Raw genomic sequence first — 16,772 nt, 5'->3', positions numbered from 1 at the left:
TATCAAAACGACGCACGGCTCCCGCCAGGGATAGCCTGCAAGCAGGAGACAACGTCATGCAATTCACCCGCGCGAGCCTGTGCGCAGCGCTCCCACACGCATATCGCCCATCACCGAGGAGAGAACGAACATGAAGATCAAGCACGTCCGCACACGCGTCTATGAATGGAAAGGCAAGGTCGTGCCTCCGCAGGCGCACTTTTGCACGAATGCCGTCGATATCCTCTACGAGCGTGGCGACGCTATGGGATCGTTCCGCTTTCACGGCTGGCTCGTCGTCGAAATCGAATGCGACGACGGCACGATCGGCATCGGCAATTGCGCGCTCGCGCCGCGCATCGCGAAGCAGATCGTCGACGAATACCTGGCGCCGATCGCGATCGGTGAAGACCCGTTCGACAACGAATACATCTGGCAGAAGATGTATCGCCGTACGCTCGCATGGGGTCGCAAGGGCATCGGCATGGCGGCGATCTCGGCGGTCGATATCGCGCTTTGGGACATTATGGGCAAGGCCGCGAAGAAGCCGGTGTTCAAGCTGCTCGGCGGCCGCACGAAAGAGAAGATCTGGTGCTACGCGTCGAAGCTCTACAACAACGACGACCGCGACGCGTTCCTGGGCGAGGCGCAAGGCTATCTCGACCAGGGCTTCACCGCCATGAAGATGCGCTTCGGCTACGGTCCGAAGGACGGCCCGAAGGGCATGGCGAAGAACCTCGAACAGGTGCGCCTGTTGCGCGAACTCGCGGGCGATGACATCGACATCATGCTTGAGTGCTACATGGGCTGGACGCTCGAATACGCGCGCCGCATGTTGCCGCGTCTCGCTGAGTTCAATCCGCGCTGGATCGAGGAGCCCGTGATCGGCGATGACGTCGAGGGTTATCAGGAACTGAAGAAGATGAACATCATCCCGGTGTCGGGCGGCGAGCACGAGTACACGAGCTACGGCTTCAAGGACCTGCTCGAACGCCGCGCGGTGGACGTGATCCAGTACGACACGAACCGCGTCGGCGGCATCACGGCGGCGCGCAAGATCAACGCGATGGCCGAGGCGTGGTCGGTGCCGGTGATCCCGCACGCGGGCCAGATGCACAACTATCACCTGACGATGGCGAGCACGGCGAGTCCGATGTCCGAGTTCTTCCCGGTGTTCGATGTCGAAGTGGGCAACGAGCTTTTCTACTACATCTTCGACGGCGAGCCGCAGCCGGAGAACGGCTACCTGCAACTCTCGGACGAGACGCCGGGACTCGGCATCACGCTGTCCGACAAGCATCTCGCCGACTTCGACATCATCGAATAGAGACTTTGCTGTACGTACAACACGATAACCAGCAACCATCTTGCATGGGACGAGAGTAAGGCGCTGAAGCGCCAACTCTCGTCGACATGCTCTGCATGGGGCCACAGTAAGCGCTAAAGCGCCAACTGTGGCCGACACCGGAGACAGTCATGCAAACCCAAATCGAGGCACGCGCCGCACCCGCCGTCCACGCCGAACAGGCGACCAGCGTGCGATGGCGCATCTTCGGCGTGGTGTTCCTCATCACGCTGGTGAATCTCGTCGACCGTATCTCGCTCTCGATCGCGATGCCCACCATCGCGAAAGAGTTCGCGCTTTCGCCGGCGATGCAGGGCCTCGTTCTGTCCAGCTTCTTCTGGTCGTATGCGCTGTTGCAGATCCCGGGCGGCTGGCTGATCGACCGCTTCGGGCCGCGTCGTGTCGTGGCGGCCGCGACCGTGCTGTGGGGCCTGTTCCAGACGCTGCTCGGCTTCGCGTCCGGCGGCCTCTCGATGCTGTTCCTGCGCGTCGGGCTTGGCGGCGCGGAAGCACCGCTCTTTCCGGCCGGCAGCAAGCTCAACGCACTGTGGCTCTCGCGTCACGAGCGGGCGCGCGGCGCCGTGTTGATGGACGCGGGCTCGCCGCTCGGCGCGGCGATCGGCGGCCTCGCGATCTCGAACCTGATCCTGATTTTCGGCTCGTGGCGCATGGCGTTCATCGCAGCCGGGCTCGCGACGATCGCGTGTGGCTGGCTCGCGTGGCGCTATCTGCGCGACGATCCGGCGAAGCACCCCGGCGTGAACGCGGCGGAGCTGGACCATATTCGCGGAGGGGCGCCGTCGCTTGCGAGTGCCAGCGCTGGCGGCGACATCGATGAACCCGCGTTTCCGGTGCGCTCGGCGGTCGCGATGTGCGTCGGCCGCATGAGCTGGGCGATGATCTTCTTCGGCCTGCTCACGTGGGGACCGAGCTACTTGACGCAGGCGCGCGGCCTGAGTCTTCAGCAAATCGGCACGTCGACGTTCTTCATCTTTCTTTCGGGCGCGCTCGGTTCGCTCGCGGGCGGCTTCCTCTGCGATGCGCTCTGCAACCACGGCTTCTCGCGCGGCAAGGTGGTGAAGGGCATGATCACCGTCTCCGGCCTCACGACGCTTGCCGTATTCTGGACGTTGCCGTCGATCACGTCGGCGGTCATGGCCGTCGCGGTGCTATGCGGCGCCGCGTTCGTGCTGATGTGGGGCAGCCTCTACTGGAGCCTCCCTTCGCTGCTCGCGAGTCCGCGGCGCGTCGGATTGCTCGGCGCGTGCATGAACTGTGCGGGCAGTATCGGCGGGATTTCGATTCCGCTGATTACCGGCTTCATCCTGCAGCGCACCGGCTCGTTCGATGTCGTCCTGCAGTTTTACAGCGCCTGCGCGCTCGTTTATATCGTCGGCTCGATCGCGATCGATCTGCGCCGCACCCACTGAATTCGAATCAAGGCAAATACGATGAAACCACGCATTGCAGTCCTCCTCGGCGACCCGGCCGGCATCGGCCCCGAACTGATCGCGCGGCTTCTCGCGCGGCCCGAGAATCGTGCGCGCGCCGATCTGCTGATCATCGGCGACCGGCGCGAACTCGATCGCGGCATGGAGATCGCGGGAGATCGTTTCGATTACACCGTCGTCGATGACGAAAACGCCGCCGCGACTGATAGCGACGTCCCCTCGCTCATCGACTTCCGCCTGCCCGACGACGCGCCCTATGAGCGCGCGGCATCGACCGAACGCGGCGGGCGCTACAGCCTCGAAGCGTTCAAGGAGGCGCTCGCGCTGACCCAGGCCAACCGCACACAAGCGATGCTCTTCGCGCCGGTCAACAAGACGTCGCTGCACATGGCCGGGATGGAAACCGGCGACGAGATGGAATGGTTCGCGCGGCAACTCGGCTACGACGGCAGCTTCTGCGAATTCAACGTGCTCGATGAACTGTGGACCTCGCGCGTCACTTCGCACATCGCGTTGAAGGACGTCAGCGCGAGACTCACGCCCGAGCGGATCATCGGCGCGGTGCGGCTGATCCACGACGGCCTGAAGCGCGCGGGCAACGCGAAGCCGCGCATCGCGGTCTGCGGCTTCAATCCGCACAACGGCGACAACGGCGCGTTCGGTCGCGAGGAAATCGACGTGATCGCGCCGGCGGTCGAGGAAGCGCAGAAGCTCGGCTACGACGCGCTGGGCCCATTCCCCGCCGATACGATCTTCGTGCGCGCACGCGACCAGAAGGCGTTCGACGGCGTCGTCACGATGTATCACGATCAAGGCCAGATCGCGATGAAGCTGATGGGGTTCTGGCGCGGCGTGACGGTGCACGGCGGCTTGCCCGTGCCGATCGCAACGCCCGCGCACGGCACCGCGTTCGATATCCACGGAGAGGGCCGCGCGGACGTCGGCGCGACGCAAAAGGCGTTCGACATCGTGACGCAGATGGCGCTTGCCCGGCTGCGCTGACGCCATGCAAGCGCCGATCGACGCGCTGCGCGAGCGCTTTCTCGCCACCGGCGACGATGCGGATTTGCCGATCGTCGATGCCCATCATCACTTCTGGGATTTGCGGCAGAACTATCACCCGTGGCTGTGCGACCGTCCGCGCATCGCGTTTCGCTACGGCGATTACGAATCGATTTGCCGCGATTTTCTGCCGGAGGATTACTTCGCGCAGGCGGGCGCGCATCGCGTGGTGAAGACGGTGATGATGGAAGGCGAGTGGGACCCGCGCGATCCGCCCGGCGAAGCGCGCTGGGCTTCAGCGCTCAGCGAGCGCAGCGGTTTTCCGAACGCGATCGTCGGGCAGGTGTGGCTCGATCGCGACGATGTCAAAGGTGTGCTCGACGCGTTCAAGTCGATGGCGCTCGTGCGCAGCGTTCGCCACAAACCGAAGACGATGCCGCGAAGCGAGCACACGGCATCGTTCGCGGCGCCGGGTTCGATGCGTTGCGAGCGATGGCGCAGCGGCTATGCACTGCTTGAGCAAAGCGGCCTGATGTTCGAGTTGCAAGCGCCGTGGTGGCACTTCGGCGAAGCGGCGGAACTGGCGCGAGATTTTCCCGATGTCGCGATGATCGTGAACCATACGGGACTGCCCGCCGATCGCAGCGACGAAGGGCTCGCGGGCTGGCGCGCAGGGCTCGAGACCTTGGCTGCGTGTCCGAACGTCTGGCTGAAGATATCGGGCTTGGGCGAAGCTGGTGTGCGCTGGAGCGTCGAGCGCAACGTGCCGGTGGTGCGCGATGCGCTCGCCATCTTCGGCTGGGAGCGCAGCATGTTCGCGAGTAATTTCCCAGTGGATAGCGTCGTCGTGACGCTGGATGAACTCTTCGGCGGCTTCAAGGCGATGGTGGCGGACCGCCCGGCACGCGAGCGGCTCGCGCTCTTTCACGACAACGCAAGCGCGTTGTATCGCATCTGAGGCGGCCGGAAGCTAGTCCCAGCAATTGCGGAACGCCACCGCCGCGATCACCGGCACGGTCAAGACGAGCGGTATCGCGAAATAAGGCACTTCGAGGTGGACGATCCACGTATAGACGAGCCAGCCGATCCCCGCCAGCAACGTGACGATGCCGATGAGCGCGGTGAGCACATTGAGCAGCAGCGGGGAAGGACGCCAGGGAGGTCGCTCGTTGTCGGAAGTCGGTTTCATCGGGGTAGGGGCGTCGTGGCACGGGCTTTGATCAGCAAATTCTACTCCCGCACGATGTTTAAAAAGCGGGGCGGCGCTGTCGATTTGCGGGCGTTCCGATCGTCGTGAAAGGTGCGCAGTTTTCCTTTCACCGAGCAAGGAGACGATCGATGCCATCCGCTAACCCGCAGCAGTTGATTCCCGCCGAACAACTGGCGCAGTCGCCACGCCGCTTCCCCGGCGAAAGCCCGCAGTACCGCACGGCGCGCAATGCGCTGCTCGCAGAGGAAATCGAATTGCGGCGCCATATCGAGCGCGTGGCCGAATTGCGCCGCGCGTTGCCGCCGGGCGGCGAGGTGCCGCAGGATTACCGGTTCGAAAGCGAAAGCGGCCCCGTGACGCTGTCGCACATGTTCGGCGAGCATGACACGCTCGTCACCTACAACTGGATGTTCGGCCCGCAGCGCCAGCGGTCGTGCCCGATGTGTACATCGTTTCTCGCGTCGCTCGACGGCGAGATGCCCGATATCCTTCAGCGCGTGGCGTTCGCCGTGATCGCGCGATCGCCGATCGAGCGCCTCGCCGCGTTCAAGAAGGAGCGCGGCTGGCGATTCCTGCGGCTGTACTCGTCGGGCGGCAACACGTTCAACCGCGACTACGCCGGCGAAGACCCCGAGCACGGCGACAATGCAGGCTTCAATGTCTTCGTTCGATCGAGCGGGGTGGTGCGTCACACCTGGGGCGACGAGATGGGACCGGAGACCGCCGATCCCGGCCAGGACCCGCGCGGCGCGCCCGACGCGATGCCGCTATGGACCGTGCTCGACATGACGCCCGGCGGACGCGGCACGGACTGGTATCCAAGGCTGGAATACGGAGCGTAGCGAATGAGCGTTCGAACCGCGGTCTTACGCCGCGCGTTTCGCATGCGGCAGGTCAAGCCGCGATCGACACAGGCGCGTAGGGGGACGCGCCCGGCGGTGCGACCACCGCTTCGAGAAAGCAGGCTTACTCTTTGACCGGCTTCAGCGCAGGCGCCGGGCCGCGCCCGAGCGCGACGTGCGGCACGAACGTCGAGAACAGCACGATCAGCACTGCAATTGCCAGCATCGCCCAGAACGTGAGGTGCAGCGACTCATGCAGCACCAGTCGCACGACGGGCTCGCTGACTTCCGCGAGCCGCCGCGCGTCGAGAAGCTGGCGCAGTTGCTCGGACGTGATGGCCTTGCTGAGCGTCGAATGGCTCAGGCCGTAATTGAGCGCCGCGCCGAACGCCGTCGCGCCGAGCGTGCTGCCGAGATTGCGCGAAAACAGGTTCGATGCCGTGGCGCTGCCGCGCTGATCCGTATCGACGATTTCCTGTATCAGCACGAGCGAACTCACGCTCGATAACCCCATGCCGAACCCCGCTACCAGCGAGCCGAGCCCGGCCAGCACTGGCGACGAATGCGGCGTCAGGAGCGCGAAGAACAGCACACCGAGCGGCACGAACACGCTCCCCGCGACGAGAATCGACCGCAGCCCGAAGCGATGGAATGAGCGCGCGGCGATCGTCGCGCCGGTCGGCCAGCCGACCATCATCATCGTGAGCGCGAGGCCCGCGATCACGGGCGATCGGCCGAGCACGCCCTGCACATACATCGGCAGGAAGGTCGTCGCGCCCATCAAGACCATCCCGCTCGCCACCGTCGCCGCGTTTGCCGCCGCGATTGGCCGGCGGCTCCACAGGCCGAACGAGATCATCGGCTCGCGGGCGCGCCGTTCCTGCAGCACGAAGAGCACCGCGAAAACGACGCACGCAATGCCGGACAACGCCGCTTCCTCGCCGTTCGACGTGCCCCAATATGTCAGCGACGTCATGAACGCGCCGATCGCCACGGTGAAGAGGATCGCGCCGAGGGCGTCGATCGACGGCCGCGCGCTGCGCGGCGCTTCGCGCAGATACACGATGAAGCCTGCCGCCGACGCGAGCCCGATCGGCACGTTCAGCCAGAAGATCCACGCCCACGACCACTGGTGGATGATCATGCCGCCGACCATCGGCCCGAGCACGGCGGAGATCGCCCAGACGCTCGCGAGATACCCCTGCACCTTGCCGCGCTCGCGTGCCGGATAGAGGTCCGCGACGATCGTCAGCGTCACTGGCTGGATCGCGCCTGCGCCGATGCCCTGGATCAGCCGGAACGCGATCATCGCGGGCATCGACCAGGCGAAGCCCGCGAGCACCGAGCCGACGAGGAAGATCGCGATGCCGCACAGGATGATCGGCTTGCGGCCGTAGAGGTCGGCGAGCTTGCCGAAGATGACGGTCATCGCCGTCTGCGCGAGCAGGAACGACGAAAAGACCCAGCTATAGAGATGGATGTCGCCGATCTGCGAGACGATTTGCGGCATCGCGGTGGAGACGATGGTCGCTTCGATGGCGACCATCGCCATCGAAGCCATGACTGCGGCAATGACGAAGGCGCGTTTTGAAGCAGGTTGGGTGGGCGTCATGTTTCTCGTGCGTTGATTCGAGTGATTCGGCGGCGAGGAGGTGGCCGCGCAGGATCATCGTTGCGATGCGCTTTGAGGACTCGAGCGCGTGATCGATGCATCGGCCGGGGACGTTGCAGGGCTGGAATGTTACACCCGGGTTATAAAACCGGCTCGCTGTGCCTTGGAGGCGAGCGCGAGTTAACGGATTTCGATGAATTCGGTCGAAAACAGGGAATTGTTATTAAATTTCGAGTCCGGTTAACGTATTTCGATAATTTGCCGATTTCTGGTAGAAAAATGAGCCGATTTCGAGTGCCTCGGGTCAGATTTCGAGAGGCGTCGTCCGAGTGGAGTCTTTTTCGAGGCAGCGCGAAGGGCCGCCGACGAAAAAAACCCCCGCAGGTCACCGACCAACAGGGGCTCGCTCTGCCGCAACCGAGCAGAAAGCTTACTTGGCTTCCTGCCCGATCTCATGATTCGCCATAATTTCGAGCGCACGGACCATCGCCGAGTGATCCCACGCCTTGCCGCCGTTCGCCGAGCACGCGTTAAAGAGCTGCTGACACGTCGCCGTATTCGGCAGCGACACGCCGAGCGCCTGCGCCGTCGCAAGCGCGAGATTCAAGTCCTTCTGATGCAACTCGATCCGGAATCCCGGGTTGAACGTGCGCTTGGTCATGCGCTCGCCGTGCACTTCGAGAATCCGCGACGACGCGAAGCCGCCCATCAGTGCCGTGCGCACCTTCTCGGCATCGACGCCCGCTTTCGACGCCAGCAACAGCGCCTCGCCGACCGCCTCGATGGTCGCCGCGACGATCACCTGGTTCGCCACCTTGCACACTTGCCCCGCGCCGACTTCGCCGATCAGCGAGATGTTCTTGCCCATCATGTCGAAAAGCGGTTTGACGGTGTCGAAGCTCGCCTGCGAGCCGCCGACCATGATCGTGAGCGACCCGGCTTTCGCGCCGACTTCGCCGCCGGACACGGGCGCATCCATGTATTCCGCGCCGCGCTCGCGCACGCGCGCCGCGAAGTCGCGCGTGGCCATCGGCGAAATCGAGCTCATGTCGACGACGATCTGCCCCGCGCGCAGGTTCTCCGCGACGCCGTTTTCGCCGAACAGCACGCGCTCGACGTCCGGCGTGTCCGGCACCATGATGAAGATCACGTCCGCTTGCGACGCGACCGCCGCCGGGCTGTCGCAGGCGACCACGCCTTCTTTCGTGAGCTCGTCGGGCACGCCGCTGCGGGTGAACGCCGCCAGCTCGACGCCGTTCTTGCGAAGGTTGGCCGCCATGGGCTTGCCCATGATCCCGAGTCCGATGAATCCTGCCTTTTGCATGTGTTTCTCCTGATAAAGGGGTGGCGCCGGGGCCGTCGCGCGAAAGGGCGCGCTTGCGTCTTCGCTTAGGTTTTTGCTTCGGTCAGCTCGTTCGCGCGGCGCAGACGCTCACGGCTATTCGACAGATGCATGCGCATCGCGGCGCGCGCGCCTTCGGCGTCGTGGCGCGAGATCGCGTCGAGAATGCTTTCGTGTTCCAGATTGACGAGCGCGACATACGCCTTCGGGTCCGAATGCGCGATGCCGGCCGAATCGATGCGGTTGCGCGGAATCAGTGCGCTGCCCATCTGCGTGAGAATATCGACGAAATAGCGGTTGCCGGTCGCCTTTGCGACCGAGATGTGAAATTGCAAATCGGCCGCGACGCTGTCGCCACCCATGCGGCTGGTCTGCTCGATCGCGTTGAGCGCCTGGCGCATGCGCGCGAGGTCTTCAGGTTTCGCGCGCTGCGCGGCGAGTCCGGCGCTCTCGGTTTCGAGGCTGATGCGCAGTTCGAGCACGGAAAGCACGTCGCGTAGCGTGGTGGCAGGCACCATCTCGATGCCGAGCTTTTCGCGGCGCGGCTCCAGCACGAAACTGCCGATGCCGTGGCGCGTCTCGATCACTTCGCTTGCCTGCAGCCGCGAAATGCCCTCGCGCACAACAGTGCGGCTCACGCCGAGCCCGACCATCAGTTCCGATTCGGTCGGCAACTTGTCGCCGGGCTTGAGCGCATCCGCCGCGATCTGCTCCTTCACGAAAGTCACGACGGACTCCGCGAGATTGCGAGCGCGGCGCGGTGCGGCGACGGTGAATTGGGCAGCCATCAGAACGCTCCTTGAATCGGTGATTGCGGCGAGATCGATCGATTCATTATAGCGTTGTCTGACGACTGCCCGGACCCGGATTTGCCCGTGGAGCACGCCTCGATTGGCGCGCGGCGCGGACAGTCGTAAGTCATCAGACACGTTCCGTTCACTGCGCCACCGGACGGAGTTCGACGCGCTTGATGTCCTTCACGATCACGAGGTAACTGAAGACCGTGAGCAGCGCATTGATGCCGACGAAGACGAGCGCGCCGTTGAACGAGCCGCCGCTCGTCGCGACGAGATAGCCGATGACGATCGGCGTCACGATGCCCGCGACGTTGCCGAACATGTTGAAGATCGATCCCGAGAGGCCGATGGCTTCCTTCGGCGACGTATCGGCGACCACGGCCCAGCCGAGCGCGCCGATGCCCTTGCCGAAGAACGCGAGCGACATCAGCGCGACGACGATCCAGTCGGTCGAAACATAATTGCAGCCGATAATGCACGACGACAGCAGCATCCCGCAGACGATCGGCAGCTTGCGCGCGACGGTGAGCGAAAAGCCGCGCCGGATCAGTCCGTCCGAGATCACGCCGCCGAGCACGCCGCCCGTGAAGCCGCAGATCGCCGGCAGTGAGGCGATCAGGCCGGCTTGCAGAATCGTCATGCCGCGCGCCTGCACGAGATAGATCGGGAACCACGTGAGGAAGAAATACGTCAGCACGTTGATGCAGTACTGCGCGAGATAGACGCCGAGCAGCATGCGGTTGCCGAGCAACTGGCGCACGAGCGACCAGCTCGCGGTGCTGCGCGGTTCCGCCGTCGCCGACGGAAACGCCGATTTCTTCGCCGTAATGACGCCGCCGCCCTGTTCGATGTGATCGAGTTCCGCCTTGTTCACGCGCGGATGATCGGCGGGGTTCTTCATCACCTTGAGCCACGTCAGCGCGAGCAGCAGCCCCGCGACGCCCATCATGATGTAGACCTGATGCCAGCCGAAGCGGTGCGTGACCCACGCCATCAGCGGCGTGAACACGACGGCCGCGAAATACTGCGCCGAGTTGAAGATCGCCGATGCCGTACCGCGCTCGGCCGTCGGAAACCAGCTCGCGACAACCTTCGCGTTCGCCGGAAACGCAGGCGATTCAGCCGCGCCCATCAAAAAGCGCAGCACGAATAGCGTGACGACCGCCGCCGCCGCGCTGCCCGCGAGGCCGATTGCGCTTTGCAGCAGCGTGAAGAGCGACCACAGGAAAATGCTCGCCGCGTAGACGCGGCGCGCGCCGAAGCGGTCGAGGAGCCAGCCCGCCGGCAGTTGCGAGAGCACGTACGCCCAGCTGAACGCGGAGAAGATGTAGCCCATCTTGATCGCGTCGAAGCCGAACTCGCCGCGCATCGCGGAGCCCGTCACCGAGAGCGTCGCGCGGTCCGCGTAGTTGAACGTCGTGATGAGGAAGATCATCAGCAGGATCGAGTAGCGAACGCTGGTGCGTTTCGCTACGCCGGCGGCGCTGGCAACGTGGGTCGTCTGCATGGCGGGTTTGTCTCCGAAAAATCGTGATGCGCGGCGACGGCGGATGCCGGCGCCGCTTGACTACTTACTGGGCGCCGAGCTTCTTGATGAGCACGTCGAGTTGCGCCAGTTCTTCGTCGTTCAGGTCGGTCAGCGGGGCACGCACCGGGCCCGCATCGTGGCCGACGAGCTTCGCGCCCGCTTTCACGATAGAAACCGCGTAGCCCGCGCGGCGATTGCGGATCGCGAGATACGGCAGGAAGAACTCGTCGATCAGCTTGCCGACGGTCGCGTGGTCGTCGGCGGCGATCGCGCGGTAGAAGTCCATCGCCGTTTTCGGGATGAAGTTGAACACCGCCGACGAATACACCGGCACGCCCAGCGCCTTGTAGGCCGCTGCGTAGACTTCCGCGGTCGGCAGGCCGCCGAGGTACGAGAAGCGGTCGCCCAGACGGCGGCGGATCGTGACCATCGATTCGATCTCACCCACGCCGTCCTTGAAGCCGATCAGGTTCGGGCACCGGTCGGCGAGGCGTTCCAGCATGTCCGCGTTGAGCTTCGAATTCGCGCGGTTGTAGATGATCACGCCGATGTTCGGCACCGCCTTGCAAACCTCTTCCGCGTGCGCCGCGATGCCTTCCTGCGACGCTTCGGTCAGGTAATGCGGCATCAGCAGGATGCCGTTCGCGCCCAGGCGTTCGGCTTCCTTCGCATATTCGATTGCGACGCGCGTCGGACCGCCCGCGCCCGCCAGGATCGGCACCTTGCCCTTGCAGGTTTCGGTCGCCGTGCGGATCACGTTCGAGTAGTCGCTCTTCGTCAGCGAGAAGAATTCGCCCGTGCCGCCTGCCGCGAACAGCGCAGTCGCGCCGTAGGGTGCGAGCCATTCGAGACGTTCGGCATAAGTGTCAGCGCGGAAATCGCCGTTGGCGTCGAAATCGGTGATCGGGAAGGAAAGCAGGCCTTCGGAAACGATTTGCTTGAGTTCTTGCGGTGTCGTCATGGTTGAATGTCCAAGTGCGGCGGGGTGAATAGGGTGCTTATCTGATACGTCATCGTACAACGTACAATCGACTCGTACAACCGTGAATATAGGTTTGAGCCGCGTTTTAAGGGTAAATGCTTACGTCGATCGCAAAACGCGTGGTTGTAGGATGACGTATGATAACGACATGGCAAAGCTGTCGGACGAACAATCAAGGACCGGTCACATGGAACAGTCTCCTCTTTACATTCGCGTTCACCCGCAGGACAACGTCGCGATCGTCGTCAACGACGGCGGGCTGCCCGAAGGCGCGACGTTCGCCGACGGCCTGGTGCTGCGCGAGCGCGTGCCGCAGGGGCACAAGGTTGCGCTGACGGATCTCGCCGAGGGCGACGAAGTCATCCGCTATAACGTGGTGATCGGTTACGCGCTCAAGAATCTGCCGAAGGGAAGCTGGATCAACGAGCATGTGATACGCATGCCGAGCCCGCCGGGACTGGAAGGCTTGCCGATTGCAACCGTCAAACCGCCCGAGATGCCGCCGCTTGAAGGCTTCACGTTCGAGGGCTATCGCAACGCGGACGGCACGGTCGGCTCGCGCAACATCCTCGCGATCACGACGACCGTGCAGTGCGTCGCCGACGTCGTGCAGCACGCGGTCGCGCGCATCAAGAGCGAGTTGCTGCCGCGCTTTCCGAATGTCGACGATGTCGTGAGTCTCGGCCACACGTACGGCTGCGGCGTCGCGATCGACGCGCCCGACGCGATGGTCCCGATCCGCACCGTGCGCAACATCAGCCTGAATCCGAACTTCGGCGGCGAGGTGATGATGGTGAGCCTCGGCTGCGAGAAGTTGCAGCCCGAACGCCTGATGCCGCCCGGCACGATCCCGATCGCGACCACCGCCGCGGACGACGTCGCCGATATCGGCGATTCCGGCGCGGATGCGAACGGCGATGTCGTCGTGCTGCAGGACGAAGAGCACGTCGGCTTCCAGTCGATGATCGAGTCGATCATGAAGATGGCCGAGCATCACCTCAGACGATTGAACAACCGCCGTCGCGAGACGTGTCCGGCATCCGATCTCGTGATCGGTGTGCAGTGCGGCGGCAGCGATGCGTTTTCCGGGCTGACGGCGAATCCGGCGGTGGGCTTTGCCACCGATCTGCTCGTGCGTGCGGGCGCGACCGTGATGTTTTCCGAGGTCACGGAAGTGCGTGATGGTGTTGATCAGTTGACGAGCCGTGCCGCGAATCCGGACGTGGCGGCGGCGATCATCCGCGAGATGCAGTGGTATGACGATTACCTGAAGCGCGGCAGCGCCGATCGCAGCGCCAACACGACGCCGGGAAACAAGAAGGGCGGACTGTCGAACATCGTCGAGAAGGCGATGGGGTCGATCATCAAGTCGGGCAATTCGGCGATTTCGGGCGTGTTGTCGCCGGGGGAGAAGGTCAGGCAGAAGGGGCTGATTTACGCGGCCACGCCCGCCAGCGATTTTATTTGCGGCACGCTGCAAGTGGCGGCGGGGATCAACCTTCATGTTTTTACGACCGGTCGCGGCACGCCTTACAGCCTCGCTGAAGTGCCGGTGATCAAGGTCGCGACGCGCTCCGATCTCGCGCGGCGCTGGCACGATCTGATGGACATCAACGCCGGGACGATCGCAACCGGCGAGTCTTCCATCGAAGATGTGGGCTGGGAATTGTTCAGGCTGATGCTCGAAGTCGCGAGCGGACGCAAGCAGACTTGTGCAGAGAAGTTGAAGCTGCACAATGCGCTGGTTTTGTTTAATCCGGCGCCGGTGACCTGAGCGTTTTGAACTGCACCGTTCGATGCGCTTAAGAGGTAAGCGTATCGAACAGGCTTAGGTCCTCAAGACGCCAGCGAAATGCTGTTTAAGGAACGTGAGTCGTCCCGAACAGGACAGTGCAAGCAAAGACCGTCGCATGTCAGCCTTTGTCTACAGACTTTCCACGATTTGATCTTCAAGTGAAGAAAGTTTCTTCTTCGCTTTTGAGGCACATGTGAGGCAAACCGGCGGCAAATGCGCACCCAGTGCGCATTACCGCTTCGTAGACGTACCGCATCTCGTTGAGTGAGGTAACTGTCGGCTTGATTCGGCGTCTCCTGAGGCCGAATTGTCATCGACGATCGGATCGGTTGGCTGGAATCCAATCATTTTCTGTACATCGAGAATGCAACACGCCGATCGAACGCGTTCGATCTCAAGGCGTCGTTGCGCTCGCCTCAGTCGCGAAACGCCCGTTTGATCTCCTCCAGTCGTGCCAGCGCCACCACCACACACATGGGGTCGCACGCGATTGGGATCGATGCGCCAAGGCGAACCTTGCTGGCGATACCATTTCCACGCATTGGCATCGTTTGTGGCCGCTCCGCGATCGAGGCAAAATCCGTCGACGCATCCTCGACATCCAGCTTGCGAACGTGTAAATGCGCCACTGGTGGCTCAATTCTGCGCCGATCTCGCCGAGAAGCGCGCCCAGCATGACCAATCCTGCCTGCAGAACGATGGGCAATCCGGTGTCGAGTGCCGCCAGCCAATCGACGCCCAACGCCCAAGCGGTTGATAACAACATGCCGGCCCAGATCAGGCGCAATGTTGGGTCGATCAGCCGGAACACCAGTCAGGACTCGGCTTCAAATCTGACGGGCCCTCATGTGCTCGTCTGCGTCGTTTGAGCATGCAGGCGCTGGTAGAAATCATCCTCCACGAGGCGCCGCTTCAGTATCGAGACGCCAAACTGGATGGGGATCAACAGCACAAAACCGACAAGCACGCACCAGAACCATCCACTGCCCGCACCGACAGCGTCCAGCAAGAAGAGCAGCGCTACGAAGCTGCAGCTCGCGCCGACTGAAACCGACAGACTGAGGCGTCCGAAGTAGGCCGGTTCGACCTTTGGAATCAGAGCGGCCTGGACTCCAACGAGATTGAGCATGACGCCCTCCGAGTCTGGTAAAGCAACCAGTTGCGTGCCTTGGCCGTGCTGCACCATCTCCGCGGCGAGGGCTTGCAGCAACAGCGAATTCACAGGCCCCGGCTTTCCGATTGCACGATCGACGTCGTGTGCCGGGAGTTCCAGCCCGGCATCCTTGAGCGCGGCAAGTGTCGCGTGGTGCGCCTGCCGGGGCAGACGACTCAGCCAGAGATGCTTGATCCGCTCCGTTGGCGTCTGTACGGCCGCCAGCAGCGTGTTCAGCGAGTCGTTCACTGAATCGGAGGCCGACGATATCGGCCGGAACAATCTTGCCTGGAGCTTCAGCTTGTCTGCGTACCGCGTAAGCATCGCAGCGGACGCAAACAGGATGCCGACCGCTGCTTCGGACCACGACGGCTCTTTTCCTTCCTCGTGCAACTGGCAACCGAGCAGCAGACAGAAATCGGGCATGCTTTTGCCCGACAGCCACTGCTCGAACATGGCCTGCTCTGTTTCCGGCTCGGTTCGTAGAACCTTCACGAGGTCAAGGTTGCGCAACTTCAGTTTTTGCAGCACCGCACGCAGTTCCGACTCATCCTGCTCGCTGCCGGATTGCAAAACGATATGGAACGTGTGGACGCCTGCGAAGCGGGACAAATATCCGGCAAACGGCGTCATCAGTTGCTCAAGAACGAATTCAATTCGCGATTGCTCGGTAGCCGCCGCGGCGGCAGGCAGTGCCAGGGCTTTGCCTAAGTTCACCGGTGCGCTGCCTTCGAGGCCCAGCAGGCGTTCGGCCAGTTCTGCCTCGGGCGTCAGCGCGATGCTGCCGACCATCGACAGGTGTGCCTGCGCCCAGTACCGCCAGTGAGCGCGTGACAGTTTGCACAGGTAATTCCACCGGTCAACCTCATCGATCCAAATCTCGTAACTGACATAAATCAAGGCGCACGCCGTACCCCATATCAGCAGCAGTATTAACAGTTGCACGAAGAACGGCCCTGAGATGGTGGACTTGCCGGGCTCCCATGTCAGCACCATGAGGACGATTCCCGCGGCCAGGGTAACGATGAAAGCGACGACACTCAACCATATGGACGGTGGCTTGCCGTGCTCGCGCTCCGGTATGTCGGGCGTCTTCCACGACAGGCTCATGCAATCGTCATTCCGACGTTATTCCGTGCGATGACGAGGCTTCCGCACTGCGTGCGGCAGTGGTGCACCACCAGCGCGCGGCCGTTCTCGATGTAGCCGCTTCCGCCTTCGATGATCGGGTTAGTGCCGTGCTCGGGACAGGATACGAGATCGCCTTCGAGCGCGACCTTTTTTCCGTCCAGCGAGAACGTCGAGGTGGCTTCGATCACCTTGCCGCCGTGCGTGGTCGAGTCGCCGATACAAACGGGTCGTTGGGTCATTGGGGTTTAGGTGGGTTGGATGGGCGAATGGAGGCGTCGCAGGTGAAGCGCTCTTGGCCGGAGGGGGAACGAAGTCCTGACATATAAGTAGGTTTTCGGGAAGCTGTAAAGCTGCTACCACGAACACCGGGTGGGTACGGTCGATTCAGGTCGATACCTTGGACAAGCGGATATTCCAAGACGTATGCGTCATCTTGTATTTGCTCTGCCAAGTAAAATCGGTCATTGGTTACGGCCACCGTATAGTTCTTCGACCTGTTGAATGGATCGAAGGTCTTCATGTACACCATTCCATGAAACGTCCGTCCGCTGTCGGTCGAATAGATCAGCGAAATTGAGCAGCCACGGTCACTGCACGCGCGTT

15 protein-coding genes and 1 pseudogene are annotated in these 16,772 nt (G+C 63.0%); 6 read left to right on the top strand and 10 right to left on the bottom strand.

Going from position 1 to position 16,772, the window contains the following annotated elements; genetic code table 11:
- The first annotated feature begins 130 nt into the window (after positions 1 to 130).
- The 4 genes from AWB65_RS27485 (at position 131) to AWB65_RS27470 (ending at position 4,735) form a co-directional block, all read left to right on the top strand.
- Positions 131 to 1,306, top strand: a complete 1,176-nt coding sequence (locus AWB65_RS27485; protein ID WP_087670170.1) for an L-rhamnonate dehydratase — start codon at positions 131 to 133, stop codon at positions 1,304 to 1,306.
- 149 nt (positions 1,307 to 1,455) lie between these two features.
- Positions 1,456 to 2,754: an MFS transporter gene (locus AWB65_RS27480; protein ID WP_087670169.1), complete on the top strand. Its 1,299-nt coding sequence runs from the start codon at positions 1,456 to 1,458 to the stop codon at positions 2,752 to 2,754.
- A gap of 21 nt (positions 2,755 to 2,775) precedes the next feature.
- Positions 2,776 to 3,777: a 4-hydroxythreonine-4-phosphate dehydrogenase PdxA gene (locus AWB65_RS27475; RefSeq protein ID WP_087670168.1), complete on the top strand. Its 1,002-nt coding sequence runs from the start codon at positions 2,776 to 2,778 to the stop codon at positions 3,775 to 3,777.
- Between the two features lie 4 nt (positions 3,778 to 3,781).
- Positions 3,782 to 4,735: an amidohydrolase family protein gene (locus AWB65_RS27470; RefSeq protein ID WP_087670167.1), complete on the top strand. Its 954-nt coding sequence runs from the start codon at positions 3,782 to 3,784 to the stop codon at positions 4,733 to 4,735.
- Positions 4,736 to 4,747: 12 nt separating this feature from the next.
- On the opposite strand, the gene AWB65_RS27465 is transcribed toward AWB65_RS27470, so the two are convergent.
- Complete coding sequence (locus AWB65_RS27465; RefSeq protein ID WP_087670166.1) at positions 4,748 to 4,966, bottom strand: hypothetical protein; 219 nt, start codon at positions 4,964 to 4,966, stop codon at positions 4,748 to 4,750.
- Between the two features lie 149 nt (positions 4,967 to 5,115).
- Between AWB65_RS27465 and AWB65_RS27460 the strand changes: the two genes are divergently transcribed.
- Positions 5,116 to 5,829 carry a DUF899 family protein gene (locus AWB65_RS27460; protein ID WP_087670165.1) on the top strand — a complete coding sequence of 238 codons (714 nt, stop codon included), beginning with the start codon at positions 5,116 to 5,118 and terminating at the stop codon, positions 5,827 to 5,829.
- Between the two features lie 124 nt (positions 5,830 to 5,953).
- Here the strand turns inward: AWB65_RS27460 and AWB65_RS27455 are convergent, their stop codons facing one another.
- From AWB65_RS27455 to kdgD, 5 genes and pseudogenes are all read right to left on the bottom strand, one after another.
- The gene (locus tag AWB65_RS27455) at positions 5,954 to 7,441 is read right to left on the bottom strand and encodes an MDR family MFS transporter (RefSeq protein ID WP_235007791.1); all 1,488 of its coding nucleotides are present in this window, start codon (positions 7,439 to 7,441) and stop codon (positions 5,954 to 5,956) included.
- A 430-nt stretch (positions 7,442 to 7,871) separates the two neighbouring features.
- Positions 7,872 to 8,774 (bottom strand): annotated as a pseudogene (locus tag AWB65_RS27450) (2-hydroxy-3-oxopropionate reductase); the annotation flags it as partial.
- A 56-nt stretch (positions 8,775 to 8,830) separates the two neighbouring features.
- Positions 8,831 to 9,571, bottom strand: a complete 741-nt coding sequence (locus AWB65_RS27445) for a FadR/GntR family transcriptional regulator (RefSeq protein WP_087670162.1) — start codon at positions 9,569 to 9,571, stop codon at positions 8,831 to 8,833.
- Positions 9,572 to 9,719: 148 nt separating this feature from the next.
- Positions 9,720 to 11,087, bottom strand: coding sequence for an MFS transporter (locus AWB65_RS27440; protein ID WP_087670161.1), 1,368 nt, complete (start codon positions 11,085 to 11,087; stop codon positions 9,720 to 9,722).
- A 64-nt stretch (positions 11,088 to 11,151) separates the two neighbouring features.
- Positions 11,152 to 12,069: a 5-dehydro-4-deoxyglucarate dehydratase gene (kdgD, locus tag AWB65_RS27435; RefSeq protein ID WP_087658859.1), complete on the bottom strand. Its 918-nt coding sequence runs from the start codon at positions 12,067 to 12,069 to the stop codon at positions 11,152 to 11,154.
- A gap of 208 nt (positions 12,070 to 12,277) precedes the next feature.
- Between kdgD and garD the strand changes: the two genes are divergently transcribed.
- Positions 12,278 to 13,864, top strand: a complete 1,587-nt coding sequence (gene garD / locus AWB65_RS27430) for a galactarate dehydratase (RefSeq protein ID WP_087670160.1) — start codon at positions 12,278 to 12,280, stop codon at positions 13,862 to 13,864.
- A gap of 437 nt (positions 13,865 to 14,301) precedes the next feature.
- Here the strand turns inward: garD and AWB65_RS27425 are convergent, their stop codons facing one another.
- The 4 genes from AWB65_RS27425 to AWB65_RS37115 all read right to left on the bottom strand — a co-directional run.
- Positions 14,302 to 14,514 carry a hypothetical protein gene (locus tag AWB65_RS27425; RefSeq protein ID WP_087670159.1) on the bottom strand — a complete coding sequence of 71 codons (213 nt, stop codon included), beginning with the start codon at positions 14,512 to 14,514 and terminating at the stop codon, positions 14,302 to 14,304.
- Positions 14,515 to 14,729: 215 nt separating this feature from the next.
- Positions 14,730 to 16,148, bottom strand: coding sequence for a KPHS_23130 family T6SS system protein (locus AWB65_RS27420; protein ID WP_087670158.1), 1,419 nt, complete (start codon positions 16,146 to 16,148; stop codon positions 14,730 to 14,732).
- On the bottom strand, positions 16,145 to 16,408 hold the full coding sequence (locus AWB65_RS27415; RefSeq protein WP_087670157.1) for a PAAR domain-containing protein: 264 nt from the start codon (positions 16,406 to 16,408) through the stop codon (positions 16,145 to 16,147). Before AWB65_RS27415 ends, AWB65_RS27420 begins: the two co-directional genes overlap by 4 nt.
- On the bottom strand, positions 16,405 to 16,772 hold a 368-nt coding region (locus AWB65_RS37115; RefSeq protein WP_445344298.1), incomplete at its 5' end, for a T6SS immunity protein Tli3 family protein. The genes AWB65_RS37115 and AWB65_RS27415, both read right to left, overlap by 4 nt.

This window comes from Caballeronia humi (genome assembly GCF_001544475.1).
In the GTDB taxonomy this organism is placed as follows: Bacteria; Pseudomonadota; Gammaproteobacteria; order Burkholderiales; family Burkholderiaceae; genus Caballeronia; species Caballeronia humi.
This window is presented reverse-complemented; position numbering and strand designations above follow the sequence as displayed.

Excerpts from the sequence above, each read along its gene's own strand:
- AWB65_RS27440 (WP_087670161.1), bottom strand. The coding sequence starts at position 11,087 with ATGCAGACGACCCACGTTGCCAGCGCCGCCGGCGTAGCGAAACGCACC.
- AWB65_RS27475 (WP_087670168.1), top strand. The coding sequence starts at position 2,776 with ATGAAACCACGCATTGCAGTCCTCCTCGGCGACCCGGCCGGCATCGGC.
- AWB65_RS27485 (WP_087670170.1), top strand. The coding sequence starts at position 131 with ATGAAGATCAAGCACGTCCGCACACGCGTCTATGAATGGAAAGGCAAG.
- garD (WP_087670160.1), top strand. The coding sequence starts at position 12,278 with ATGGAACAGTCTCCTCTTTACATTCGCGTTCACCCGCAGGACAACGTC.
- AWB65_RS27415 (WP_087670157.1), bottom strand. The coding sequence starts at position 16,408 with ATGACCCAACGACCCGTTTGTATCGGCGACTCGACCACGCACGGCGGC.
- AWB65_RS27480 (WP_087670169.1), top strand. The coding sequence starts at position 1,456 with ATGCAAACCCAAATCGAGGCACGCGCCGCACCCGCCGTCCACGCCGAA.
- AWB65_RS27460 (WP_087670165.1), top strand. The coding sequence starts at position 5,116 with ATGCCATCCGCTAACCCGCAGCAGTTGATTCCCGCCGAACAACTGGCG.
- AWB65_RS27470 (WP_087670167.1), top strand. The coding sequence starts at position 3,782 with ATGCAAGCGCCGATCGACGCGCTGCGCGAGCGCTTTCTCGCCACCGGC.
- AWB65_RS27420 (WP_087670158.1), bottom strand. The coding sequence starts at position 16,148 with ATGAGCCTGTCGTGGAAGACGCCCGACATACCGGAGCGCGAGCACGGC.
- AWB65_RS27465 (WP_087670166.1), bottom strand. The coding sequence starts at position 4,966 with ATGAAACCGACTTCCGACAACGAGCGACCTCCCTGGCGTCCTTCCCCG.
- kdgD (WP_087658859.1), bottom strand. The coding sequence starts at position 12,069 with ATGACGACACCGCAAGAACTCAAGCAAATCGTTTCCGAAGGCCTGCTT.
- AWB65_RS27455 (WP_235007791.1), bottom strand. The coding sequence starts at position 7,441 with ATGACGCCCACCCAACCTGCTTCAAAACGCGCCTTCGTCATTGCCGCA.
- AWB65_RS27445 (WP_087670162.1), bottom strand. The coding sequence starts at position 9,571 with ATGGCTGCCCAATTCACCGTCGCCGCACCGCGCCGCGCTCGCAATCTC.